Genomic DNA, 24,582 nt, shown 5'->3' on the forward strand with positions numbered 1-24,582 from the left:
GAACCGGGCCGAATTCGGGCGCCAGAGCCGTTCAGCGGACAGCCGAAACCGGTGCCGTGAACGTGTCACACTCCGCGACCGCGACCGCCGAATACCCCACGTCCGCCCAGTAGGCCTGGTTCTCCATCGAGCCGTGGGTGTCGCTGTCGAGGTAGTTGCGGAAATCGTCGACCGCGGCCTGAGCCAGTTCCTCCGGCACCGAACCGCGATCGGCAAAGCTGGCCAGCGCCATACCGGCCAGGCAATTGGCCTGTAGTTCGACCCTCCTGTTGAGCCGCAACTCCTCGGCACCGCCCTCCTCGACGCCGACCAGCTCCTCGTTGACGGCGTCGAGGATGCCGCCGAGGTACTGCACGTGATGCCCGTACTCGTGGGCAAGCACAGCCAGGTGAGCGGCGTGATAAGGGCCGACGTGGTCGAACAACCGCTGCCTCGGCATGTGGATGGTCTCGTCGAGACCGCAGTAGAAGGCCGTTGCCTCGTCCTCGTCGGGCATGGGACCGCAAGCGCTGGCCGCGTCGGAGGCGATGTCCAGCTCCGGGTCGGTGAAATCCGCCCCCGCTGCCAGCAGAACCGGCCGCCAGGTGTCACCCAAGCAGGTCAGCGCGCTCTCGTAGAAGCCGGTCAGTGCTTGAGCGGAAGGACCGAAATCGGGCAGCTCGCAGGTCACGGGTGACACGACGATGCCTTCGGCGAGTATCGCGCTGCCCGCCGCGACCGAGGGTGTGCCGGACTCCTCGAACCTCGGCGGCGCACTGGCCGCGGGGCTCTGCGGCACGGCGGCGAGCGCGTCCGGCGCCGGCTGCGCCACTCCCGTCACCACCGGCCTCGTCGAGCGGCCTGCCAGCGCCACGACCGCGACAACCCCGAGTACGACGGCCAGTACGCCGAGGATGGCGAACGGCGAGTTCCGCACGGGCTCCGAATCGATGTTTCCGTCCACAGTGAACGACAGCCTAACGTGGCCGTGAACGCACCGGATCACAAACCGGGAACGTCACGCTGCTGGCAGACTGGGAGCATGACAGAGGGGAATCCGCAGGCCGACGATCCTTATCGCTGGCTGGAGGACGTCACCGGCGACACCGCGCTCGCATGGGTACGCGACCGCAACGCCGAGACCGTCACCGAACTCACCGAGCGACCACGGTTCGAGACTTTGCGCGCCGAGATCAGGGAAATACTCGACGCCGACGACCGGATCCCCTACGTGCGCAGGCGTGGCGACCACCTGTACAACTTCTGGCGCGACGCCGAACACCCCAGAGGACTGTGGCGCAGGACGACCCTCGACGAGTACCGCGCGGCCCAGCCCCGATGGGAACCGCTCATCGACGTCGACGCGCTCGCGGAGGCCGAGGGCGAGAACTGGGTGTGGCAGGGCGCGACCGTACTGCGTCCCGGGTTCCGCCGCTGCCTCGTCGAACTCTCAAGGGGAGGCGCCGACGCCACCGTCGTCCGCGAATTCGACCTGGAGAAGCGCGAGTTCGTCGACGAAGGGTTCAGCCTTCCCGAGGCGAAAAGCTCCGTCGCCTGGATCGACGAGAACCGGATCTACGTCGGCACCGACTTCGGTCCCGGTTCACTGACCAGCTCCGGCTACCCGCGGCTGGTGAAGGAATGGCGCAGGGGCACGCCGCTGTCCGAGGCGAACCTCGTCTTCGAGGGCAAACCCGACGACGTCGCCGTGCGGGCCGTGCACGACCCCACCGAAGGCTGGGAGCGCGACCTCGTCCGCCGCGGTATCGATTTCTACCGCTCCGAGATCTACCTCCGTACCCCGGCAGGGCTCGTCAAGATCGACGTACCCGACGACGCCGACGTCAGCACGCACAAGCAGTGGCTGCTGGTGCGCATCAGGTCGCCGTGGACGGTGGCGGGCAGGCAGCACCCCTCGGGCAGCCTGCTCGCGGCCGAGCTGGAGAGCTATCTCGCCGGTGACCGCCAACTGACCGTGCTGTTCACACCCGATCCGCACACCTCGCTCGACTACTACGCCTGGACGCGAAACAACCTCATCCTCGGCACGCTCAGCGACGTCAAGACCCGGCTACGGGTACTGACGCCAAGCGAAGGGCGATCACGAGACTGGCGAGACGAACCACTCCCCGGCGTGCCTGAGGTCGGCACCGTGGCGCTCGTCGACACCGAGCCCGACCACAGCGACGAATTCCTGCTCGACATCACCGGCTTCACCGAACCGTCGACGCTCGTACGCGGTGAGATCGGCGGCGAACTGGAACCGCTCAAGCAGGCACCGGCGTTCTTCGACGACACCGGCATCACCGTCGACCAGTACTTCGCGACCTCCGCCGACGGAACCCGCGTTCCCTACTTCGTCACCGGCCACCACGACGGCGACACCTCGGCGTCATCGAGAGCACCACAACCGACGCTGCTCACCGGGTACGGCGGGTTCGAGGTGTCGCTGACACCCTCTTACAGCGGCATCATCGGCAGGGGCTGGCTCGCCCGCGGCGGCACCTACGTGGTGGCCAATCTGCGCGGCGGCGGGGAATACGGTCCCGAATGGCACACCCAGGCGACCAAAGCCAACCGGCACAAGGTCTACGAGGACTTCGCCGCCGTCGCGGGCGACCTCGTCGCGAGGGGCATCACGACACCCCGCCAACTGGGCATCCAGGGCGGCAGCAACGGCGGCCTGCTCATGGGCGTCATGCTGACCCGCTACCCGGAACTGTTCGGCGCCATCGTCAGCCAGGTTCCCCTGCTGGACATGCGGCGTTACCACCAGTTGCTCGCGGGCGCGTCGTGGATGGCCGAATACGGCGACCCCGACGATCCCGAGGAATGGGCCTTTCTCGGGAAGTATTCGCCTTACCACAACCTTCGCGCACCCGACACCGACCGCGCCGTCCACAATGGACACGGGAATCCCTACCCGCCCTCGCTGTTCGTCACATCGACCCGCGACGACAGGGTGCATCCGGCGCACGCCCGCAAAATGGTGGCCAGGATGCGCGAATACGGACTCGACGTGCGCTACCACGAGAACATCGAAGGCGGCCACGGCGCGGCGGCCGACAACGCGCAACTCGCGTTCAAATGGGCGCTGGTATTCGAGTTCCTCCTCGAACGACTCGACTGATCAAGAAAAGCCCGGATCATGCGGCTGTAGGAGCCTCGGCACCGACCAACCGGTTCCAAATCAGAAACCCCGGCGGAGTCGGCGACAGCGCCGAACCCGCCGGGGATCGCTTCGGAAAAGAGACCGGTCAGGCGAGGGAGCTGATCGTCCCCCTCGCCTGACCGAGAACCGGTCCGGCCGCTAGCTACAGCCGGAGGTTGCCCCGCAGCCCTCGCAGGCGTAGCACGAACCAGCGGGCCGCATCTTCGTTCCGCACGTCATGCACAGCGGAGCGTCAGCGGCCTTGCCGAGCTGCAACTCCACCAGCTCGGTCGTGGTGTGTGCCTCCCTGCGAGCGGAGTCCTGTGTGGACTCCTGCCGCTCACCAGCACCCGCCTTGCCCGCGTCGACACTGCTGCGCAGTTCCTCAAGGTCGACGTTGTCCTGCGCGCCCGGGGTGCCGTAGTCGGCCTCGACCTGCGCCGACCGCTCGTCGGCCGTGAAGATGCCGAGCTGGGCCCGCTTCTCGTAGGGCAGGTAGTCCAGCGCGAGCCTGCGGAACAGGTAGTCCAGCACACTCGTCGCCATCCGCACGTCCGGATCGTCGGTCATGCCGGCAGGCTCGAACCGCAGGTTGGAGAACTTCGAAACGTAGAACTCCAGCGGAATGCCGTATTGCAGACCCACCGAGATCGACATCGAGAAGGCGTCCATGACACCGGCCAGCGTCGAACCCTGCTTGCCGAGCTTCACGAAGATCTCGCCGAGACCGTCGTCCGGGTACGAGCCCGCCGTGAGGTAGCCCTCCGCGCCTGCGACCGTGAACGACACCGTCTGGCTGGGCCGCTTCTTGGGAAGCCGCTTGCGAACGGGCCGGTACTCGACGACCTGCGTGGGCTCCGCTTCCGCCTTGTCCTTCTTCACGGTGGAAAGCGGCTGACCGACCTTGCAGTTGTCGCGGTAGATCGCCAGTGCTTTGAGCCCGAGCTTCCAGCCTTCGAAGTAGATCTCCTCGACCTCCTCGACGGTCGCCGTCTCCGGCATGTTGACCGTCTTGGAGATCGCGCCGGACAGGAACGGCTGCACCGCTGCCATCATCCGGACGTGCCCCATCGGCGCGATGGACCGCTCACCCACCGCGCAATCGAACACCTCGTAGTGCTCGGGCCGCAGCCCAGGCGCGTCCACGACGTGACCGTGCTCGGAGATGAAGTCGGCGATCGCCTCGATCTGCTCGTTCTGGTAGCCGAGCGAGTGCAGCGCGCGAGGCACCGCGTTGTTGACGATCTGCATCGAGCCGCCACCGACGAGCTTCTTGAACTTCACCAGCGAGAAGTCCGGCTCGATACCGGTCGTGTCGCAGTCCATCATGAAGCCGATGGTTCCCGTAGGGGCGAGCACGCTGGCCTGGGCGTTGCGCCAGCCGCTCGTCGTGCCGACCTCGATGCCACGCTGCCACTCACGAGTCGCGAGATCACGCACGGCGACATCGTTGGTGTGGAACGTACGGATCTGGTCGTTCGCCGCGGCGTGCTTGCGCATGACCCGCTGGTGGGACTCCGCGTTGCGGGCGTAGCCCTCGTACGGGCCGACGACCCCTGCCAGTTCGGCGGAGCGCCGGTAGGACACGGCCGTCATCAGCGACGTGATGGCGGCGGCAAGCGCCCTCCCACCTTCGGAGTCGTAGGCGTGTCCCGTGGCCATCAGCAGCGCGCCGAGGTTGGCGTAGCCGATGCCGAGCTGACGGAACTTGCGGGTGGTTTCCGCGATCGGCTCCGTCGGGAAGTCCGCGAAGCAGATCGAGATGTCCATCGCTGTGATGACGACCTCGACGGCCTTGGCGAACAGTTCCGCGTTGAACGTGCCGTCTTCCGAAAGGAACTTCAGCAGGTTCAGTGAGGCCAGGTTGCAGCTCGAATTGTCGAGGTGCATGTACTCGGAACACGGGTTGGACGCGGTGATCCTGCCCGACTCGGGGCAGGTGTGCCAGTCGTTGATCGTGCCGTCGTACTGCATGCCGGGGTCGGCGCATTCCCACGCCGCCGTGGCCATCTTGCGGAAGAGTGCCTTGGCGTCGGTGTTGTCGATGACCTCGCCCGTCATCCTCGCCCGCAGGCCGAACTGGCTGCCCGACTCGACGGCCCGCATGAACTCGTCGCTGACCCTGACCGAGTTGTTGGCGTTCTGGTACTGCACGGAAGAGATGTCACTGCCACCGAGGTCCATGTCGAACCCGGCGTCCCTGAGCACCCTGATCTTGTTCTCTTCCTTGGCCTTGGTCTCGATGAACTCCTCGATGTCGGGGTGGTCGACGTCGAGGACGACCATCTTGGCCGCCCTGCGGGTGGCACCACCCGACTTGATGGTTCCGGCGGAAGCGTCGGCGCCGCGCATGAACGACACCGGGCCAGAGGCCGTGCCGCCCGAGGACAGCAGTTCCCTCGACGAACGGATCCTGGAGAGGTTCAGCCCCGCACCGGAACCGCCCTTGAAGATCAGTCCTTCCTCGCGGTACCAGTTCAGGATCGATTCCATCGTGTCGTCGACTGCGAGAATGAAGCACGCCGAGACCTGCTGCTTGGAGCTGGTTCCCACGTTGAACCACACCGGGGAGTTGAAGCTGAACACCTGGTGCAGCAACATCCAGGTCAGCTCGTGCTCGAAGATCTCGGCGTCGGCGGCCGTACCGAAATACCCGAAGTCCGTTCCCGCCTTGACATAGGACTTCACGACGCGGTCGATGAGCTGCTTGAGACTGTTCTCCCTTGCCGGGCTGCCCGCGGCACCCCGGAAGTACTTGCTCGTGACGATGTTTGTCGCGTTGACCGACCAGAACTCAGGGAACTCGACGCCACGCTGCTCGAAGTTCACCGTGCCGTCCCGCCAGTTGGTCATGACGACGTCACGCTTTTCCCACGTCACCTCGTCGTAAGGGTGCACGCCCTCGGTCGTGAAGACCCGGCGAACACCAATGCCCTTACGGGCGTTCGCGGCGCTCTGACGCTTCTTGCCACTCTTGCTGGTGGCCTCTGCGCCGACCCCCACGGTTTCTGTCATGACTCCCACTCCCGCGTCTCGCACGGCGGGCGACGTCAGGCGTCGCTCGCGCTCTTCTCGCCGTCGTCCGGCTCGGCCACATCCGCAATCGCAATCGCCCTGCGCAGGTCCGTGATCTCCTTCTCGAAGTCCTCTATCGACGAGAAGGCCCGGTAGACACTCGCGAACCTCAGATATGCCACGTTGTCGAGTTCCCTGAGGGGCCCGAGAATCGCCAGTCCCACCTCGTGGCTCGGTATCTCCGCGACGCCGGCAGCCCTGATCGACTCCTCGACCCGTTGCGCGAGTTGCTGCAACGCGTCGTCGTCGACCGGCCTGCCCTGGCAGGCGCGGCGCACTCCACGAACCACTTTGTCCCGGCTGAACTGCTCGGTGACCCCGGAGCGTTTCACGACGGCGAGCACCATCGTCTCCGAGGTCGTGAACCGGCGACCGCAGGCCGAGCACGACCTGCGCCTCCGGATCGCCTGCCCCTCGTCCACCTCACGAGAGTCGACGACCCGGGAATCGACGTGCCGGCAGAACGGACACCGCACGGCCGATCACCTCCTCTTCACGTCGCCGCTCCCAGGGTGCCCACGACCGCAGGTCGAATACCTGGTGATCATCTTGTGGACATCCGGTGGGTAAACACCGACAAGCTGTGGATAACTGCACCCAGTCTACCCCAACCTGTGGACCAACTACAGCCATGTAACTACTACATGTAGGGGTCGACCTTAGAAGGCCGCGAGCACCGGCGCAAGCGGCGGGCGCAGCACAGCAGGGTGACAGGTGACATATCACCTCGGTCGGGAAATGGGGAATAACGAGCCGCCGGGCCGGCAAGCGTACCCCTCGTGGCACATCCGGAAATCCGGGCGAAATCCGGGCGACCGACCACCCGACGCGGACCTGCCCAGTCTCATTTCACGCGAACCTCAGCCACGGGACGACCATCCGAAGACGGGACGCGGCGACGCCTTCGGACGGATGAGCGCCGGAGAGCTGTCACTCACCTGCCCGCGGGAACGACGAGCGGAGTACCGGCGACCACGTCAGCGCCGCCGAGACCGTTGAGTTCTTGAATGCGCGCCACGACGGCGGCTGGATCACTGCCTGGCGCGGTCCGCTCGGCCACGTCCCACAGCGTGTCGCCCGCTTCGACGGACACGACGGCCGTGCCGCTCGGCACGGAGACCTCGCCTGCTCCCCCGACCCCGCTGGCGAACAAGCCGATTCCCACGACGGCCCCGAAAACGGTGACCGCGACCGCGATCAGCAACGTCCACCGCGGAGCGACGGTCCGGGGAGAACAGTCGAGCACGGCCCTCGTCCTCGGCCTCCCCGCGACGACCCTCGCCCTTGTCGGCGGTCGCCTCGGCTCACCCCTCCTCGGCCGCGCCGCCGTATCCGGTCGCTGGACCGTGCCGTCCGCCCGCGTTTCCCGCTCCATCAGAACCGACATCGGAACCTCCTTGCAGTTCCCGTTCCACTGGCCCGACCGGCCGCCACACGAACCCCGGCAGTCGAACACGCGTTCTATCGAACATCCGAGCGAATGTGTACCACCGGACTCTGACAAAATCGAGCCCGCCACGGCGTGTCGATCGAACAAATGTTTGAAATCGGAGGTGTGGCGGGCTAGCGTCGAGATCAGTTGGCCGAGGTGGCGTCAGTCACCGGCCCGCCCGGGGCGACCGACACCCGACGCCGGGCGGAACAAGGCACGAACGGGCAAGAACCGGCACGAACACGCACGGCGGAGTGCGGGCAAGCGGCACTCGACTGGGAGGCAACGCGGTGGCACGCAAGAGCAAGGACCCCGAAGGCAAGGTGCATACCCTGCCCGAGGTCGAGGACGTCGACGACAAGCTGACACCGCGACAGCAAAAGGTACTGGGCGTCATCAGGGAATGGGTCGATCGCCACGGTTACCCGCCCAGCGTCCGCGAGATCGGCGAGGCGGTCGGTCTCACGTCGACCTCGTCGGTGTCGCACCAACTCCGTGCCCTCCAGCGCAAGGGATATCTGCGCAGGGATGCCAACCGCCCGCGCGCGGTCGGCGTCCTCGCCGCGGACAGCGGTACGGCGAGTGCCTCGCCCGACCAGTTGCCGAAGCCCGCGTTCGTTCCCCTCGTCGGCCGCATCGCCGCCGGTGGTCCCGTACTGGCCGAAGAGGCGATCGAGGATGTCTTCCCGCTGCCGAAGGACATCGTGGGCGAGGGCGAGGTCTTTTTACTGAGCGTCACCGGTGATTCGATGATCGACGCCGCCATCACCGACGGCGACTGGGTCGTCGTGCGCCAGCAGCCCGACGCGGAGAACGGCGACATCGTGGCCGCCATGATCGAGGGCGAGGCCACCGTGAAGACCTTCAAGCGCAAGGAAGGCCACGTCTGGTTGATGCCGCACAACGAGGCCTACGAACCGATTCCCGGCGACGACGCCACCATTCTCGGCAAGGTCGTCGCCGTACTGCGCAGGCTCTAGACAACGCGGGCAGGGCTGCGCCGTCGCTCAACGGCGGCGCAGCCTGCCGACGCCGAGCAGGACACCACCGGCCAATACGACGGCAACGGCGATCCCAGCCACCACGGGAAATTCGGATTCGCCCTCTCCACCCACACCGGACGCGGCGGCCGGTTCGTCGCCCTGTGGCGCGGACTCCGTACTGTCCTCGTCATCACGGTCGACGAGTCCTGCCGCCCCTGGCACCGCCCTGACCGGGTTGCCGACCCCCTCCGAAGCCGAGAGCAACGTGCCGTCCGGTTCGAAGGCGATGGCCTCCCCTTGTTCCTCACCCGGCAGCGGAACCCTGACCGGTTGTTTCGCCAGCGCGGCCGGGATGTCGTCGCCGGTGACGGGATAGAGGTAGGCGTCGGTGTAGGTGCGAACGGCGATCACCGAGCCGTCGGCGCTGGAGGCCGCACCGGTGATCAGCATCGAACCGACCCTTCCGACCGGGCCGCCCTCGGTGTCGGTGGCGGACACGCGCAGCGAACCGACGTGTTCGAGCGGCGTCGGCCCCGGACTGGTCAGCGGACCCGAGGGCCGGTAGACCTCCGAACTGCCAACCACGTGTTTGGTGATGATGTACGGCGTACCGGCACGATCGAGCAGCAATGCCTCCGCGTCGTGCTGCCCGTCGGGATAGGTCAGCCGGTACAGCGTCGCGGTGCCGTCTGGCCGGACGGCGTGCAATGCCACCGTGTCGCGCTGTTTGCGATTGTCGCCGGTGTCGCCGAGCCACAGTGTTCCGTCCGAGGCGAGTGCCATGTCCTCGACGTCGTAGGGATCGGTGGGATGACCGATCACCTCACGAACCGCGCAGTCCTTGCCGAGCACGTAGATCTCGATCTGGGTACCGCCGTCGTTGACCGCGTACCACTGCTCCTCGTCAGCGGCCAGGCCCGAGAGTTCCGGAAGCCGGTCGTCGTCGATGGTGCACACGTCCCGTGGCAGCGGCGGCTCCGCCGGCACCGTGGCTGCTGCCGAAGGGGCGACGCCCAGTCCTGCCGCGAGCACCGCGGCGACGAGCGGGAACGCCGCCCTGGCACGGCGAAGAGCGCCCACGCGAACCGGCCGGGACCGGCGTGCGTGGGCGCTCGGATGGACCGGCTCCCGGCCGGTCAGTGCCTCGCCACTCAGATCGCTGAGCCGTCGGTGACGTATGCCTGCAAAGCGGCGGCGAGATCGGGATGCACCCTTGCCCGCAACCGGGTGCCTTCTGGGGTGTGCTCCTCGGCGAGCACCTCACCGTCGGCGTGTGCCCTTGCCACCAGCTCGCCCCTGTCGTAGGGGACGAGCACGTCGACGATCACCTCGGGACGCGGAAGCCGTGCGGCCAGTTCCTCGATGAGTGCCTGGACTCCGGTGCCCTGCCGGGCCGAAACCACGATGGCGTCGGGGAGCAGATGCCGCAGCCTTGCCAGCGTCAGCTCGTCGGCCGTGTCCGCCTTGTTGATCACTATCAGCTCGGGCGGAAGCGGCTCGGAGCGGCGCCGTCCGATGTCGCCGAGAACGTCGCGGACCGCTCGCACCTGCTCCTCGGGGGCGGGCGCCGAACCGTCGACGACATGCAGGAGCAGGTCGGCGTCGGCCGCTTCGTCGAGCGTCGATCGGAACGCGTCGACGAGCTGGTGCGGCAGGTGCCTGACGAAACCGACGGTGTCGGTCAGTGTGTAGGCGTTGCCGTCGGGCGTCACCGAGCGCCGGGTGGTCGGGTCGAGGGTGGCGAACAGCGCGTCCTCCACCAGAACGCCCGCGCCGGTGATGGCGTTGAGCAGGCTCGACTTTCCCGCGTTGGTGTAGCCGACGATGGCGACACTCGGCACCTCGTTGGCGACCCTGCGGCCCCGCTTGGTCTCCCTGATGATGTCCATCGAGGCGATCTCGCGGCGCAGTTTGGCCACCCGCTTGTTGATCCGCCGCCGGTCGGTCTCCAGCTTGGTCTCACCCGGTCCGCGGAGGCCGACGCCGCCGTTGGCTCCGCCTGCTCGTCCACCAGCCTGCCTCGACAGCGATTCACCCCAACCGCGCAGCCTGGGGATCAGGTACTGCAACTGGGCCAGTTCGACTTGCGCCTTGCCTTCCCGCGACCTCGCGTGCTGGGCGAAGATGTCGAGGATCAGCGCGGTCCTGTCGATGACCTTGACCTTGACCTTCGCCTCAAGCTGGCGCAACTGGCCGGGTGAGAGCTCACCGTCGCAGATGACCGTGTCGGCGCCGGTCGCGTTGACCACGTCGGCGAGTTCCCGCACCTTGCCGGACCCGATGTAGGTCGCGGAGTCGGGCCGGGAACGCCGTTGCACGAGGCCGTCCAGGACCTGCGAGCCTGCCGTCTCCGCGAGGCGGGCCAGCTCTTCGAGCGAGGCCTCGGACTGCGCGGCGGTCCCCTCGGTCCACACTCCAACGAGCACGACGCGTTCCAGCCGGAGTTTCCGGTATTCGACCTCGGTGACGTCGTCGAGTTCGGTGGAAAGACCTGCGACCCTGCGCAGTGACGCGCGGTCTTCGAGCTCCAGCTCGCCCTGGGAGAACTCCGTGTCGTCGAACTCCGCCACGAGGAGTTCCTCGGATGTCGTTTCGTGTTGTGCTTGTCCGTGCGACGCGATGGCGCCGCCGGGGATTGACTTACTCACATGCCTCCATCAACCAGTTTCTGGCTTCTCGTGTGCTCCATGTTCCCACGTTTCGCGCGGATCGCCGACCTGTTTATCGGGGTCACCGGCCCGGGTAGAGACCTACGTAGATGGCCATGCGCTCCTCGCCGGGGTGCTGCGGTCTTGCCGCGAATTCTTCAAGCAGGTCGGCCAGTCGCCGCCTGAACTCGGCGCGTTCGCTTTCCGGCAACCGCACCACGAGTCTCGACTGGTCGATCCCGGTCATGCCCGTCTCCGCGATTTCCGCCAGGTATGCCTCCAGCATCGCGGCGGCGACCTCGGTGTCGTCTCTGTTTTCCAGCTGCCAGGAGAGTCCGGTGCTCAGGTAGGGAATCTCCTTCGCGCCCCGGTTTCCCTTGCGTGGCACCTGTTGTTCGAGAAATCCGGTCTCCACGAGTTTGCGGACGTGGTGAAGCGTCGTCGCCGGGTCGCGGCCCAGCCGCTCGGCCAGCTCCTTGTTCGTCAACGCCTCCGCGTGGGTCAACCTGATGATTCGCAGGCGTATTCCCGATGCCAGCGCGCCCGCTTCGGCCTCGGTCGCTTTCCGTCGTCGTGCCACCACCCGCTCAGCCTACGACGCCAAGTGATTGACACTTTCCAATCACTTGGCGACACTGTGCCAATGCCAAGGAACTCCCTGTTGTTCCACCGCGACTTCCGGCGGCTGTGGGCAGGTGAGACGGCGAGTCAGTTCGGCGTTTTCGTGGGCCGCACGGTGCTGCCACTGCTCGCCGCGACGGTGCTCGCGGCGACTCCACTGGAGATGGGGCTGCTCACCGCAGCGGAGAACGCCGCGTTCTTGCTGCTCGGCCTTCCCGCCGGTGTCTGGGTCGATCGCCTGCGCCGCAAGACGCTGATGGTGAGAGCCGACCTGGTCAGAGGCGTGTTGCTGCTGAGTGTCCCCATCGCCTGGTGGGCGGACGTGCTGACGCTGACCCAACTCGTCGTGGTCGCCCTGCTGGTCAGCGTGTGCACGCTGTTCTTCGACGTCGCCTATCAGTCCTACCTTCCCTCGCTCGTCGGGAGGGAGAAACTGGTGGAGGGCAACGCGAAACTCCAGGTGAGCCAATCGGTGGCCCACGTGTCGGGACCGGGGATCGGCGGGCTGCTGGCGCAGGCGCTCGGCCCGGCAAGCGCGGTGACCGCGGTCGGATTCAGCTTCCTCTCCTCGGCCGCGTTCCTTCGCCGCATCGAAGCGGAGGAACCCGCTCCCGCGCCACGCGAGAACGGGAAACTGCGGGCCGAGATCGCCGAAGGACTCCGGTTCGTGTTCGGCAACCCCACGCTGAGGGCGATCACGCTGTGCACGGCGGCGGGCAACTTCGCCGGTGGCGCCTTCACCGCCGTCGAAATGCTGTTCCTGACCCGGGACGTCGGCCTCTCGCCGGGCGGGGTCGGCGCCGTCCTCGCCATCGCGGGGGTCGGTGGCGTGGCGGGCGCGCTCACCGCGAACTGGTGGATGAACCGGATCGGGCAAGCTCGTGCCGTGTGGCTGATCCCGCTCGTGACCTGGCCGGGGCAGTTGCTGGTCCCGCTCGCCGCACCGGGATGGCGGGCGGGGCTCGTCGCGGCCGGGCTGGCGATCGTCGGGTATGGAATCGTCGTCTACAACGTCGCTCAGGTCAGCTACCGGCAGGCGATCTGCCCCGACCGGCTGCTCGGCAGGATGAACGCGAGCGTGCGCTTCGTGGTGTGGGGAGCGCTTCCGGTCGGCAGCCTGCTGGGTGGCGCGCTCGGCCAGGCCGCCGGTGTTCCGGCGACCGTGTGGGTGACGTCGGTCGCGCTCGTGCTCGCCGTGGCGTGGGTGGTGTTCTCACCGCTGCGACTGATGCGCGACATTCCCAAGCAGAGCGTGATCGGCTGACCGACGCCGGGGAACGAGTTCAGGGGTTTCCTAGCGGCCGAGGCCGTTCCACCACGACTCGTCGAGTTCGCCCCTCGCGACGAACTCGGCAGGCCCGGTCAACGTCGAGGCGCCGCGCTCGACCGTGACCGCGACCCTCCCGCCCGGTATGTCCACTGTGGAGGAACCGGTGTCGGTGCCCGCGAGGTGCAGCGCCGCGGCGACGACGGCGACGGTCCCCGTTCCGCAGGCGCGGGTCTCCCCGACGCCACGCTCGTAGACCCGCATCCGCAGCGCGTCGGCGGCCAATACGTTGACGAATTCGAGGTTCACGCCGTTGGGGAAGAAGTCGCGGTCGAATCGCGGCGCTTCGCGCAGATCCAGTTCGGCGACGTCGTCGTCGAGGGTCGAGACGAGGTGTGGGTTGCCGACATCGACGGCGACTCCGGAGAGCTCACGTTCGCCGACGACGGCCACCGACGTTCCGGTGATCCTCGCCGGTCCCATGTGGACGGTCACGGTGTTGTCGCCGTGCACCCGCACCGGCCGGTCGCCCGCCCGCGTACCCACCGCGAAGTCGCGGCCGCTCTCCAGTCCCGCCTCGACGAGATAGCGCGCGAAAACCCGCATGCCGTTGCCGCACATCTCGGCGGCCGAACCGTCGGCGTTGCGGTAGTCCATGAACCACTCGGCCTCGGAGCCGAGCCCGATCGCGGACGACCGCACGACCCTGAGCACACCGTCGGCACCGAGTCCGCGCTGCCGGTCGCACAGCGCGGCGACCCGCTCCGGGGTCAGGTCCAGCCTGCCCGGCGCGTCCGGCAACAGCACGAAGTCGTTCTGCGTGCCGTGCCCCTTGAGGAACTCGATGCCACCCATGGGAACAAGATTACGGGTCGAGCGAGGAGAGCACATGATCGGTAAGACCTTCCTCGGCGCCGTCGAACCAGCGGATGCGGTCGTCCCTGCGGAACCAGGACCGTTGCTTGCGCACGAACCTCCGGGTGGCCTGCGCCGTCGCGGCGGCGGCGGCTTCGGTCTGCGCTTCGGTCAGCTCGCCGGTCCCGCCCGCCTCGTCCATGGCGGCGAGCACCTGCTGGTAGCCAAGAGCCCTCGATGCCGTCTTCCCTTCCCTGAGGCCCACTTCGACGAGGTCGCGTACTTCCGAAACGAGACCGGCATCGAACATCAGCCCGACCCTGCGGTCGACTCGCTCGTCGAGTTCGGCCGAGGCCCTGTCGACTCCGACGAGCACGGTGCCGTACCGGGGGCTTCCCGGTTTCGGCAGGTTGGCCGAGAACGGTTTCCCTGTGATCTCGATGACCTCAAGCGCGCGCACGATCCGGCGGATGTTGGTCGGCAGGATCGCGGCCGCCGCTTCCGGATCGGCGGCCGCGAGCCGGGCGTGCATCGCGGCGGAACCCTGTTCCGTGGCCTGCCGGTCCAGTTCGGCTCGCACTCCGGGGTTGGTGCCGGGGAAGCGCAGGTCGTCGATCACCGCCTGCACGTAGAGCCCTGACCCGCCGACGAGCACCGGCACCGTGTCCTCGGCGAGCAGGCTCTCGATTCGCGCCCTCGCGTGCGTCTGGTAGGCGGCGACCGACGCGGCCTGCTCGACGTCGAGCACGTCGAGCAGGTGATGCGGTACGCCCCTTCGCTCCTCCTCTGTCGCCTTCGCGGTACCGATGTCCATGCCCCGGTAGAGCTGCATGGCGTCGGCGTTGACGACTTCGCCGCCCAGCGCGAGCGCCAGTTCGATTCCCAGCGCGGTCTTACCGGTCGCGGTAGGACCGACGACGGCGACGGGGCGCTTCACCGGCGCTCCCAGAACGCGACGTGGTAGCCGACGCCACGAGGGGCGGCCGAGTACCGCAGTTCGCCCCGCCAGTGCCCGCCTGCCCCCGCGAGTCCGGCGAGCACCTGCCACGGCGCCCTTCCCCCGGCTCCCAGTTCGGCGGCGAGCGCGGGATCGATGTTCAGCAACGCGGCGTGGTCGGCTCGTTCGAGCACGTCGGCGACCTCGGTGTCAAAGGGCACCGCTCGCTCGTCGAACCAGCCTGGAGCGCTCAGGTCGTGCCGGGTGGATCCGTCGCCGAGCACGAGCAGAGCCGTGTCGTCGGAGGTGTCGCTCGCCAGACGTTCGCCAAGCGCGACGCATTCCGAGGGATCGGCGTCCCCCGGCACCAGCTCGACCCGGACGGACGTGGCGCCTGCCCGTTCCCTCAACCATCCGGCCACCAGCGCGGGCAGCGGGAGCGAGGCAGGGGCCGAGGCGTCCGCCGGTTGTGCCGAAAGGGCCACGCGGACGTCGGCTCCGTACGCGCGGAACGAGCCAACGGCCGACGGTTCGATCGCCTTGCCGATTCCGGCGGCGACGGCGATCCACCTCGGGTGCGATGCCGCCAGCTCCGCGGCTGCCGCGACGCAGGCCTTCCTGACCTCGTCGGTCGAATCCTCGGAACCTGGCACCAATTCCGGCACGAGAAGTGGAGGATGGGGCACCACGAGAGCACGCGTGATCACGCGTTCCGAGGTTACCCGGGAAGCCGATGGAGGTACGTCTTGAGGCACGGAGTACCGAGAAGCGCGCTGACCTGTTTGAATGCGGGCCTAGACCCGAAACACAGCGACACCCGCAACGCAGAAGACGCAGTACCCGGCCCCGCCGCCAGCGGGGCGCCCGCGATCCGGCGGGCCGACAGGCGAGAAGGAGCCGGCCATGGCCGAGCAGAACACCCCGAACGGCATCGATGTCCCTACGCCACATCAGGTGCCTCACACCCAGGCCGGCGTATCCGCACCGGCTGTGCCCTCAGCCGAACCGCATCCCGAGAGGTGGGGCCGGATCGACGACGAGGGCACCGTCTACGTGCGCACGGCCGACGGTGAGCGCGTCGTCGGTGTGTGGCAGGCCGGTTCGCCTGACGAGGGATTGACGCACTTCGCGCGGCGGTTCGACGACCTGCGCACCGAGGTCGAATTGCTGGAGACGAGGCTTTCGTCGGGGGCTGGTGACCCGAAACAGGCGCTGACCAGCGCCAGTGGCATGCGAGACGGGTTGTCCGAGGCCGCCGTGGTGGGCGACATCGAAGCACTCCGGGCCAGGATCGAGCAGGTCATCGGTCACGCGGAGCGGGCGATGGCCGAGGTGAAGCAGGAGCGGGAGCAGGCGAGGGCCGCCGCCGTCACCCGTAAGCAGCAGCTCGCCGAGGAAGCCGAGACGATCGCCAACGAGTCGACCCAGTGGAAGGTCGCGGGCGACCGGTTGAGGGCGATCCTCGACGAGTGGAAGACGGTCAAGGGAGTCGACCGCAAGACCGACGACGAGTTGTGGAAGCGCTTCTCGAAGGCGAGGGAGGCGTTCAATCGCCGCCGTGGCTCGCACTTCGCCGATCTCGACAAGCAGCGCGCCGTAGCGAAACGGCGCAAGGAGGAGCTGATCGCGGAGGCCGAGTCCATGGCCGACTCGACGGACTGGGGCCCCACCGCGGGCAGGTACAAGGACCTGATGGCGGAGTGGAAGGCGGCCGGAAGGGCGCCGAAGGACACCGACGAGGCGCTGTGGCAGCGGTTCAGGGCCGCGCAGGACGACTTCTTCGCCAGGCGCTCCGCCGCCTTCTCCGAGCGGGACGCCGAGTTCGCCGAGAACGCGGCCCGCAAGGAAGAACTACTCGCCGAGGCGGAGAAGATCGACGCCGCTGCCAATCTCGACGCTGCGAAGTCCCAGCTCAGGAAGGTGCAGGAGCAGTGGGACGAGATCGGCAAGGTCCCGCGCGAGCGCATCAGGGAACTCGACGGCAGGCTCAAGGCCGTCCAGGACAGGGTGCGCTCGGCCGAGGACTCGAAGTGGCGCCGCACGGATCCCGAGGCACAGGCAAGGGCGGCGCAGTTCCGCGAGCGGGTCGAGCAGTTCGAGGCGCAGGCGAGCAAGGCGAGGGCGGCAGGCGACGAGCGGAGGGCCAAGAAGGCCGAGGAGCAGGCCGCTCAGTGGCGGGAGTGGCTGCTGGCGGCCGAGGCCGCCGTCGCCGACCGTTAGCCAGACCGGCGCGCGGCCTCAGCTCGCCGCGCGCCGGGTCACGGTGGACAGCAGCGTCTCGTCCGGTTCGGATTCGTCGGGGTAGCGCACGCAGCCCACGATGTCCTGCCTGCCGAGCGCGGCTTCCGCCGCCGCGCCTTCCGCTCTGACGAGGGTGAGCGGGAGTCCGTGCGGGGCGGCGAGCGCGACGGCGAGGGTCAGGAACGCGCTTCCACCGGCACCACCGGCGCCGTCGGCCCTTTCCTTCCTGCCTGCGGGGCCTCGGCCACCCGAGATACCGGCGATGGCCGCGTTGCCCGCGAGTGTCTGCATCAGCAAAGCCTGGAGAAGAGCGGGCGCGGGACAAGCGCGGGACGCGATGTTGGCGACCGGACCTCGCAGCGGGAACCGGCCGGTGAGCAGCGCGCCGCCCTCGTCGGCGCATTGGCGCGTCGTGCCGAGCACACGGTGCACCGCGCGCTCGGCTTCGGCTCCGGTTCCCAGCGTCCCCGCGAGCAGAGCACCGTGCGCGGTGAGGCTTTCGACGGCGGCGCTGACGCGCGTCCTTCTCTCCTCGAATCCGGCGACCGACCAGGTGCGGTGCTCGTTGAGTGCGGCCCGCACGGCTCTGGCCGTGTCCGTCGCGTCCAGCGCGGGGTCGCCTTCGGCGCGCCAGCGACCGCCCCAGAAGTGCAAGGTCCTGCCGCCCGCGAACGCCTCCGGTGCCACGGCGCCGGCCTCGGCGTGGCTTTCGAGCCTTGTGGTGACCGTCATCGGGTTCCTCCGGGGGGTAGCGCGGGCAGACCGGCGCCGAGCAGGCCGGTGAGTGCGTTCACGACCCGCAACGTCGGCACGGGAACACCCGCGAACTCGGCGATTTCGACGACGGCGGTGAGGATGGCGTCGAGTTCGAGGGGTTTGCCCTTTTCCAGGTCTTGCAGGGTCGACGTCTTGTGTTCGCCGGTACGTTCGGCTCCGGCGAGCCTGCGTTCGATGGAGACTCCGGTCGAGACGCCGAGCGCGAGTGCGACGTCGAGCGTCTCCTTCATCATGTCGACGACGAGCGCTCTGGTGTCGTGGTGCCTGCAGATCGCGGCCATCGTCGCCCTCGCGAGCGCGCTGATGGGATTGAAGGCGATGTTGCCCATGAGTTTGATCCAGATGTCGCGGCGGAGATCGGCCTCGACGGGGCACTTCAGCCCTCCCTCGACCATGGCGTCGGCGAACTCGCCGCAACGGGCCGAGCGGGTTCCGTCCGGTTCTCCGATGGAAAGCCGGGTGCCTTCGAGATGGCGGACCGTTCCTGGCGCTTCGATCTCGGTCGCCGCGTAGACGACGCAGCCGATCGCGCGCTCCGGCGGCAGCACCGCACTGACGCTTCCTCCGGGGTCGACGGCCTCGATCCGCCTTCCCGCGTTGGGGCCTTCCACGCCGTGGAAGTACCACCATGGAATGCCGTTCTGTGCCGCGATCAGCGAGGTCTTCTCGTGCAGCATGGGCTCGATGAGCGGACCGGCGCCCGCGTACTGATTGGCCTTGAGGCCGAGGAAGATGTGGTCGACCGGCCCCACTTCGGCGGGGTCGTCGGTCGCATGTGGAGTGGCGACGAAGTCTCCACGGGGACTCCTGACCTTCACCCCGTGCTCTCGCATCGCTTCGAGGTGGGCTCCCCTTGCGATGAGGTGTACTTCGGCGCCCGCGCGGTGCAGACTGGCGCCGACGTACGCACCGATTGCACCGGCGCCCAAAACAGCAACTTTCACGGTGACTCCGTTCTCGGCCGTTGTCGCGTCGGCCGCCGAAGGGCTGGCCGCGCTGTGGGGGGAAGTACGGATCGCGTCGGAAAGTAATGGACTTGCACGCGAGTTGTATGCAGTATACGGTATGTCACGCTCGGGTCAATGGTTTCACCGGCTTGCCGGTGTGGACGCGGGAGGTGGCCGGTCGATGAACGATCTGCGCGAATGGACCGCCGCCCTGTGCGCCGACCTCGGCATCGACGAGGAGCAATTCGACTACCCGCTCGTGCTGGCCATGGCGAGAGACGCGGAGAGAACGGCGGCCAAGCCGGCGGGCCCCATCACCGTCTACCTCATCGGAATGGCTGTCGCGCAAGGACTTTCCCCGGCCGAAGCGGCCACGAAGCTCGACGCGCTCAGACAACGGTGGGCGCGAATCGACTGGCGCGACTGAAGCCGCCTTTTCGACTCTGGACAACTCGCTCATCGCGGTACACGATAACTCCATATGGTATGCAGTATGCGGTAGCCACGAGCTCGAAGGAGATGACGACGCACATGGGGCAGACGGCCAAAACAGAGCGGGACAGCGCCGGCGAACCAGGCGCACTGGCCGCCACCAACGGCGAACCTCAGTTGATCTCCGGGGGCCACCTCGTCGCCAAAGCACTCAAGGCGGAAGGCGTGGACGTGATCTTCACGCTCTGCGGTGGTCACATCATCGACATCTACGACGGCTGCGTCGACGAGGGCATCGACGTCATCGACGTCCGGCACGAACAGGTCGCGGCACACGCGGCCGACGGCTACGCCCGCGTCACGGGCAAGCCGGGCTGCGCGGTCGTCACGGCCGGTCCCGGCACCACCGACGCGGTCACCGGTGTCGCCAACGCCTTCCGGGCGGAGAGCCCCATGTTGCTGATCGGCGGCCAGGGAGCGTTGAGCCAGCACAAAATGGGCTCATTGCAGGACCTGCCGCACGTCGACATGATGTCGCCCATCACGAAGTTCGCCGCGACGGTGCCCGCGACCGAGCGCGCGGCCGACATCGTGTCGATGGCCTTCCGCGAGTGCTACCACGGCGCGCCAGGCCCTTCGTTTCTGGAAATCCCCCGCGACGTGCTCGACGCGAAGGTACCGGTCGACAAGGCGCGAGTACCCCGTGCGGGCGGCTACCGGGCATCGACGAGGTCGGCCGGTGACCCCGCCGCGATCGAACGGCTCGCCGACCTGATCGTCCACGCCGAGAAACCCTGCGTACTGCTGGGCAGCCAGGTCTGGACGTGCAGGGCGACCGAAGCGGCCATCGAGTTCGTCCGGACCCTCAACGTGCCCGCGTTCATGAACGGCTCCGGGAGGGGAACGCTCGCCCCCGAGGATCCCCACCACCTGCAACTCGCGCGCAGGTACGCCTTCAGCAACGCCGACCTCATCATCATCGTCGGCACACCCTTCGACTTCCGGATGGGCTACGGAAAACGCCTCTCCCCCGACGCCACCGTCGTGCAGATCGACCTCGACTACCGCACCGTCGGCAAGAACCGCGACGTCGACCTCGGCATCGTCGGCGACGCTGGCCTCGTGCTCTCCTCGGTCACCCAGGCCGCCTCCGGCCGGATCGACAACGGCTCGGTCGGCCGCAAGTCCTGGCTCGAAGAGCTGCGCTCGGTGGAGACGGCAGCCTACGAGAAGCGGCTGCCCCGCCAGCTTTCCGAGGCCAGCCCGATCGACCCCTACCGGCTCGTGCACGAGATCAACGAGTTCCTGACCCCCGACTCGCTCTACATCGGAGACGGCGGCGACATCGTCACCTTCTCCGGACAGGTCGTGCAACCGAAATCGCCTGGCCACTGGATGGACCCCGGTCCACTGGGGACACTCGGCGTCGGCATTCCCTTCGCGCTCGCCTCGAAATACGCGCGGCCGGACAAGGAAGTCGTGTGTCTCTTCGGCGACGGCGCTTTCAGCCTCACCGGATGGGACTTCGAGACGCTGGTGCGATTCGACCTCCCCTTCATCGGGATCGTCGGCAACAACTCGTCGATGAACCAGATCCGCTACGGGCAGATCCAGAAGTATGGCGAGAGCAGGGGCAGGGTCGGCAACACGCTCGGCAACGTCCCCTACGGCCAGTTCGCCACCATGCTCGGCGGTTACGGCGAAGAGGTCACCGACCCCGCCGACATCCGGCCCGCCCTGGAAAGGGCACGGGAGTCGGGCAAACCGTCGCTCATCAACGTGTGGGTCGACCCGGAGGTCTACGCGCCGGGAACGATGAACCAGACCATGTACAAGTAAAGGGGCTTGCACCATGGGAAAAGCACTTGAGGGTGTTCGTGTTCTCGACATGACCCACGTCCAGTCGGGGCCGTCCTGCACACAGATTCTCGCCTGGCTCGGGGCCGACGTCGTCAAGCTGGAGGCGCCGACCGGCGACATCACGCGCAAGCAGCTCCGCGATCTGCCCGATGTGGACAGTCTGTACTTCACGATGCTCAACTGCAACAAACGCAGCATCACGCTGAACATGAAAAGCGAAGAGGGCAAACGAATCTTCACCGAGATGCTGCCGAGGTTCGACGTGCTCGCCGAGAACTTCGGGCCAGGCGCCGTCGACCGCATGGGCTTCACCTGGGAGCGGTTGCAGGAGATCAACCCCCGCCTGATCTACGCCTCCATCAAGGGTTTCGGCGACGGGCCCTACACCCACTTCAAAGCCTACGAGGTGGTCGCGCAGGCGATGGGCGGCTCGATGAGCACGACCGGTTTCGAGGACGGCCCCCCGCTGGCCACCGGCTCTCAGATCGGCGACTCGGGAACCGGCATTCACACGGTGGCAGGCATCCTCGCCGCGTTGTTCCAGCGCGAGCACACCGGAAGGGGCCAGCGGGTCACCGTCGCGATGCAGCACGCCGTGCTGAACCTGTGCCGGGTCAAGCTCCGCGACCAGCAACGGCTCGCTCACGGCCCGCTCGCCGAGTACCCGAACGACGAGTTCGGCGACACCGTCCCCCGCTCTGGCAACGCATCCGGCGGAGGACAACCGGGCTGGGCGGTCAAGTGCGCGCCAGGCGGCCCCAACGACTACATCTACGTGATCGTGCAACCGGTCGGCTGGCAGCCCATAACCAAGCTCATCGGAAGACCCGAACTCGCGGACGATCCCGACTGGAGCACGCCGGAAGCCAGGCTGGACAAGCTCGACAAGATGTTCCAGCTCATCGAGGAATGGAGCATCAACCACGGCAAGTGGGAAGTGCTGGCCAGACTCAACGAGCACAACATCCCCTGCGGACCCGTTCTGTCCACAAAGGAAATCATCGAGGACCCTTCGCTGGTGGACAACGACATGGTGATCCCGGTACAGCACCCCGAGCGCGGCGAGTTCAAGACGGTCGGCTGCCCGATCAAGCTGTCCGACTCGGTCGTCGACGTCGCAAGCTCGCCCTTGCTCGGCGAGCACAACGAAGAGGTCTACGTGAGCGAACTCGGCCTCGACGACGGCCGGTTCGCCGAACTCAAGGCGAATGGAGTGATCTGAGGTATGCCGACTCCTGACAAGGCAGCGGTGCGCGAGATCCTCGACAAGGTACGCGCGGAGGGCAGAGACGCACTCACCGCGCCAGAGGGCAAGCGGGTCGCCGACGCCTACGGCATCCCCACCCCGCGCGAAGGGCTCGCCACGACGGCGGACGAGGCCGCGACTCTCGCGGCCGACATCGGGCAGACAGTCGTGTGCAAGATCGTCTCGAAGGACATCCTGCACAAGACCGAAGCGGGCGGGGTGCTCGTCGGTATCGAGGGCCCGGACAAGGCGAGGGCCGCTTTCGAGCGGATCATCGCCAACGCCAAGGCGTACGACGCCGAAGCCGAGATCGCCGGTGTCCAGGTCCAGCAACAGGTCGGCGGCGGGCACGAGGTGATCATCGGCGCGACGACGGACCCCACCTTCGGCAAGATCGTGGCCTTCGGCCTCGGCGGGGTGCTCGTCGAGGTACTCAAGGACGTCACCTTCCGGCTCGCGCCACTCGACACGGCCGAGGCGGCATCGATGATCAACGGCATCAAGGCCGCGGAGGTGCTGCACGGCGCGAGGGGCGCCGACCCCGTCGACGTCGACGGGGTCGCGACGGTGATCGAGCGGGTGTCCGCGCTCGTGACCGACTTCCCCGAGATCAGGGAATTCGACCTCAACCCGGTGTTCGCCGACGCGGCGGGCGCCATGGCGGCCGACATCCGGATCCTGCTGGAGACCTCCCCCGTCACCGCGCCGGTCCAGCCGTCGCAGGAGGACATCCTCGCCGCGATGAACAAGCTGATGAACCCGAGGTCGGTCGCCGTCGTCGGCGCCTCCGACCAGGAGGGCAAGATCGGCAACTCGGTGATGAAGAACCTCATCAACGGCGGCTACGCGGGCGAGATCCACCCGATCAACCCCAAGGCCGACGAGATCATGGGACGCAAGGCCTACGCCTCGGTCACCGACATTCCGGGTGAGGTGGACGTCGCGGTCTTCGCCATCCCAGCCAAGTTCGTGGCGAGCGCGCTGACCGAATGCGGCGAGAAGGGTGTCGCGACGGCGGTCATGATCCCTTCCGGATTCGCCGAGACCGGCAACCAGGAACTGCAGGACGAGGTCGTCGCCATCGCGCACAGGTACGGCATCAGGATGCTCGGCCCCAACATCTACGGCTACTACTACACGCCGCAGAACCTGTGCGCCACGTTCTGCACGCCCTACGACGTCAAGGGCGGCGTCGCCCTCACCTCGCAGAGCGGCGGCATCGGGATGGCGATACTCGGTTTCGCCCGCACCACCAAGATGGGTGTCTCGGCGATCGTCGGACTTGGCAACAAGTCCGATGTGGACGAAGATGACCTGTTGACCTACTTCGAGCAGGACGAGAACACCAACGCGGTCGCGATGCACCTTGAGGACCTCAAGGACGGAAGGGCCTTCGTCGAAACGGCGAAGCGCATGACGAAGAAGAAGCCCGTCGTCGTGCTCAAGGCGGGAAGGACCGCGCTCGGCGCGAGGGCGGCCAGCTCGCACACCGGGGCGCTGGCAGGCGACGACAAGGTCTACGACGACATCCTCAGGCAGGCGGGCGTCGTCAGGGCGCCGGGGCTCAACGAAATGCTCGAATACGCGAGGGGCCTCCCGCTGCTGCCGACACCGCAGGGCGAGAACGTCGTGATCATCACCGGTGCCGGCGGATCGGGCGTACTGCTCTCCGACGCCTGCGTCGAGGCCGGACTGTCGTTGATGGACATTCCTCCCGATCTCGACGAATCGTTCCGCCGCTACATTCCCCCGTTCGGCGCGGCAGGCAACCCCATCGACATCACGGGAGGCGAACCGCCGTCGACATACGAGGCGACGATCCGGCTCGGGCTCGAAGACCCGCGCATCCACGCGCTGATCCTCGGCTACTGGCACACGATCGTCACCCCGCCCATGGTCTTCGCCGAACTCACCGCACGAGTCGTCGAAGAAGCGAGGCAGCGGGGCATCGACAAGCCCGTCGTCGCGTCGCTCGCGGGAGACACCGAAGTCGAAAAAGCGAGCGACTACCTGTTCGACCACCGGATCGTCGCCTACCCGTACACGACGGAACGACCCGTCGCGGTACTCGGCGCCAAGTACCGGTGGGCAAGGGCAGCCGGGTTACTCGGCTGATCGGGGGCCGTGTCCG

At 67.4% G+C, this 24,582-nt stretch carries 20 protein-coding genes; 8 read left to right on the forward strand and 12 right to left on the reverse strand.

Translation table 11 applies throughout. The annotated features are described in order from the left end of the window. Nucleotides 1-31: 31 nt before the first annotated feature. Entirely contained in the window at nt 32-943 is a 912-nt protein-coding gene (locus BAY61_RS23670) for a neutral zinc metallopeptidase (RefSeq protein WP_170140238.1), read from the reverse strand. A gap of 78 nt (nt 944-1,021) precedes the next feature. On the opposite strand from BAY61_RS23670, the gene BAY61_RS23675 reads away from it, so the two are divergent. Further along, entirely contained in the window at nt 1,022-3,109 is a 2,088-nt protein-coding gene (locus BAY61_RS23675; protein ID WP_091807890.1) for a prolyl oligopeptidase family serine peptidase, read from the forward strand. A 180-nt stretch (nt 3,110-3,289) separates the two neighbouring features. On the opposite strand, the gene BAY61_RS23680 is transcribed toward BAY61_RS23675, so the two are convergent. The 3 genes from BAY61_RS23680 to BAY61_RS33090 form a co-directional block, all read right to left on the reverse strand. Further along, nucleotides 3,290-6,145, reverse strand: coding sequence for a vitamin B12-dependent ribonucleotide reductase (locus tag BAY61_RS23680; protein ID WP_091807892.1), 2,856 nt, complete (start codon nt 6,143-6,145; stop codon nt 3,290-3,292). Nucleotides 6,146-6,180: 35 nt separating this feature from the next. After that, nucleotides 6,181-6,681 (reverse strand): transcriptional regulator NrdR, encoded by a 501-nt coding sequence (nrdR, locus tag BAY61_RS23685; RefSeq protein WP_091807894.1) that lies wholly within the window; start codon nt 6,679-6,681, stop codon nt 6,181-6,183. A gap of 458 nt (nt 6,682-7,139) precedes the next feature. Then, nucleotides 7,140-7,592 carry a LysM peptidoglycan-binding domain-containing protein gene (locus BAY61_RS33090; RefSeq protein ID WP_245865374.1) on the reverse strand — a complete coding sequence of 151 codons (453 nt, stop codon included), beginning with the start codon at nt 7,590-7,592 and terminating at the stop codon, nt 7,140-7,142. A gap of 335 nt (nt 7,593-7,927) precedes the next feature. On the opposite strand from BAY61_RS33090, the gene lexA reads away from it, so the two are divergent. Then, on the forward strand, nt 7,928-8,617 hold the full coding sequence (gene lexA / locus BAY61_RS23695; RefSeq protein ID WP_091808000.1) for a transcriptional repressor LexA: 690 nt from the start codon (nt 7,928-7,930) through the stop codon (nt 8,615-8,617). Between the two features lie 27 nt (nt 8,618-8,644). Here the strand turns inward: lexA and BAY61_RS23700 are convergent, their stop codons facing one another. The 3 genes from BAY61_RS23700 to BAY61_RS23710 form a co-directional block, all read right to left on the reverse strand. Further along, a complete protein-coding gene (locus BAY61_RS23700; RefSeq protein ID WP_091807896.1) occupies nt 8,645-9,700 on the reverse strand; it encodes a hypothetical protein in 1,056 nt (351 codons plus the stop codon). A 71-nt stretch (nt 9,701-9,771) separates the two neighbouring features. Beyond that, nucleotides 9,772-11,190 carry a GTPase HflX gene (gene hflX / locus BAY61_RS23705; RefSeq protein WP_091807898.1) on the reverse strand — a complete coding sequence of 473 codons (1,419 nt, stop codon included), beginning with the start codon at nt 11,188-11,190 and terminating at the stop codon, nt 9,772-9,774. Nucleotides 11,191-11,350: 160 nt separating this feature from the next. Next, nucleotides 11,351-11,851, reverse strand: coding sequence for an ArsR/SmtB family transcription factor (locus BAY61_RS23710; protein WP_091807900.1), 501 nt, complete (start codon nt 11,849-11,851; stop codon nt 11,351-11,353). A 60-nt stretch (nt 11,852-11,911) separates the two neighbouring features. Between BAY61_RS23710 and BAY61_RS23715 the strand changes: the two genes are divergently transcribed. Continuing rightward, nucleotides 11,912-13,153: an MFS transporter gene (locus BAY61_RS23715; protein ID WP_091807902.1), complete on the forward strand. Its 1,242-nt coding sequence runs from the start codon at nt 11,912-11,914 to the stop codon at nt 13,151-13,153. A 30-nt stretch (nt 13,154-13,183) separates the two neighbouring features. Here BAY61_RS23715 and dapF read toward each other — a convergent pair whose 3' ends face one another. From dapF to BAY61_RS23730, 3 genes are read right to left on the reverse strand one after another with little or no spacing between them, the layout of a single operon-like run. Then, nucleotides 13,184-14,011 carry a diaminopimelate epimerase gene (gene dapF / locus BAY61_RS23720; protein ID WP_091807904.1) on the reverse strand — a complete coding sequence of 276 codons (828 nt, stop codon included), beginning with the start codon at nt 14,009-14,011 and terminating at the stop codon, nt 13,184-13,186. A 10-nt stretch (nt 14,012-14,021) separates the two neighbouring features. Continuing rightward, complete coding sequence (miaA, locus tag BAY61_RS23725; RefSeq protein WP_091808003.1) at nt 14,022-14,960, reverse strand: tRNA (adenosine(37)-N6)-dimethylallyltransferase MiaA; 939 nt, start codon at nt 14,958-14,960, stop codon at nt 14,022-14,024. After that, complete coding sequence (locus tag BAY61_RS23730) at nt 14,945-15,655, reverse strand: class III extradiol dioxygenase subunit B-like domain-containing protein (RefSeq protein ID WP_091807906.1); 711 nt, start codon at nt 15,653-15,655, stop codon at nt 14,945-14,947. The genes miaA and BAY61_RS23730 overlap by 16 nt, the downstream gene beginning before the upstream one ends. A 196-nt stretch (nt 15,656-15,851) precedes the next feature. On the opposite strand from BAY61_RS23730, the gene BAY61_RS23735 reads away from it, so the two are divergent. Then, nucleotides 15,852-17,168, forward strand: coding sequence for a DUF349 domain-containing protein (locus BAY61_RS23735; protein ID WP_091807908.1), 1,317 nt, complete (start codon nt 15,852-15,854; stop codon nt 17,166-17,168). Nucleotides 17,169-17,186: 18 nt separating this feature from the next. On the opposite strand, the gene BAY61_RS23740 is transcribed toward BAY61_RS23735, so the two are convergent. Both BAY61_RS23740 and BAY61_RS23745 read right to left on the reverse strand, forming a co-directional pair. Then, complete coding sequence (locus BAY61_RS23740) at nt 17,187-17,921, reverse strand: aldehyde dehydrogenase family protein (protein ID WP_091807910.1); 735 nt, start codon at nt 17,919-17,921, stop codon at nt 17,187-17,189. After that, nucleotides 17,918-18,910, reverse strand: coding sequence for a 2-dehydropantoate 2-reductase (locus tag BAY61_RS23745; RefSeq protein WP_091807912.1), 993 nt, complete (start codon nt 18,908-18,910; stop codon nt 17,918-17,920). Before BAY61_RS23745 ends, BAY61_RS23740 begins: the two co-directional genes overlap by 4 nt. 121 nt (nt 18,911-19,031) lie before the next feature. On the opposite strand from BAY61_RS23745, the gene BAY61_RS23750 reads away from it, so the two are divergent. The 4 genes from BAY61_RS23750 (at nt 19,032) to BAY61_RS23765 (ending at nt 24,566) form a co-directional block, all read left to right on the forward strand. Continuing rightward, entirely contained in the window at nt 19,032-19,340 is a 309-nt protein-coding gene (locus tag BAY61_RS23750; protein ID WP_146225282.1) for a DUF6457 domain-containing protein, read from the forward strand. A 104-nt stretch (nt 19,341-19,444) separates the two neighbouring features. After that, entirely contained in the window at nt 19,445-21,184 is a 1,740-nt protein-coding gene (locus BAY61_RS23755; RefSeq protein ID WP_091807917.1) for a thiamine pyrophosphate-binding protein, read from the forward strand. A 13-nt stretch (nt 21,185-21,197) separates the two neighbouring features. Further along, on the forward strand, nt 21,198-22,427 hold the full coding sequence (gene frc, locus BAY61_RS23760) for a formyl-CoA transferase (protein WP_091807929.1): 1,230 nt from the start codon (nt 21,198-21,200) through the stop codon (nt 22,425-22,427). A 3-nt stretch (nt 22,428-22,430) separates the two neighbouring features. Next, nucleotides 22,431-24,566 carry an acetate--CoA ligase family protein gene (locus BAY61_RS23765; RefSeq protein WP_091807932.1) on the forward strand — a complete coding sequence of 712 codons (2,136 nt, stop codon included), beginning with the start codon at nt 22,431-22,433 and terminating at the stop codon, nt 24,564-24,566. Nucleotides 24,567-24,582: the final 16 nt, after the last annotated feature.

This window comes from Prauserella marina (genome assembly GCF_002240355.1).
Taxonomy (GTDB): domain Bacteria; phylum Actinomycetota; class Actinomycetes; order Mycobacteriales; family Pseudonocardiaceae; genus Prauserella_A; species Prauserella_A marina.

Excerpts from the sequence above, each read along its gene's own strand:
- BAY61_RS23675 (WP_091807890.1), top strand. The coding sequence starts at position 1,022 with ATGACAGAGGGGAATCCGCAGGCCGACGATCCTTATCGCTGGCTGGAG.
- BAY61_RS23680 (WP_091807892.1), bottom strand. The coding sequence starts at position 6,145 with ATGACAGAAACCGTGGGGGTCGGCGCAGAGGCCACCAGCAAGAGTGGC.
- BAY61_RS33090 (WP_245865374.1), bottom strand. The coding sequence starts at position 7,592 with ATGTCGGTTCTGATGGAGCGGGAAACGCGGGCGGACGGCACGGTCCAG.
- BAY61_RS23715 (WP_091807902.1), top strand. The coding sequence starts at position 11,912 with ATGCCAAGGAACTCCCTGTTGTTCCACCGCGACTTCCGGCGGCTGTGG.
- dapF (WP_091807904.1), bottom strand. The coding sequence starts at position 14,011 with ATGGGTGGCATCGAGTTCCTCAAGGGGCACGGCACGCAGAACGACTTC.
- BAY61_RS23735 (WP_091807908.1), top strand. The coding sequence starts at position 15,852 with ATGGCCGAGCAGAACACCCCGAACGGCATCGATGTCCCTACGCCACAT.
- BAY61_RS23740 (WP_091807910.1), bottom strand. The coding sequence starts at position 17,921 with ATGACGGTCACCACAAGGCTCGAAAGCCACGCCGAGGCCGGCGCCGTG.
- BAY61_RS23750 (WP_146225282.1), top strand. The coding sequence starts at position 19,032 with ATGTCACGCTCGGGTCAATGGTTTCACCGGCTTGCCGGTGTGGACGCG.
- BAY61_RS23755 (WP_091807917.1), top strand. The coding sequence starts at position 19,445 with ATGGGGCAGACGGCCAAAACAGAGCGGGACAGCGCCGGCGAACCAGGC.
- frc (WP_091807929.1), top strand. The coding sequence starts at position 21,198 with ATGGGAAAAGCACTTGAGGGTGTTCGTGTTCTCGACATGACCCACGTC.
- BAY61_RS23765 (WP_091807932.1), top strand. The coding sequence starts at position 22,431 with ATGCCGACTCCTGACAAGGCAGCGGTGCGCGAGATCCTCGACAAGGTA.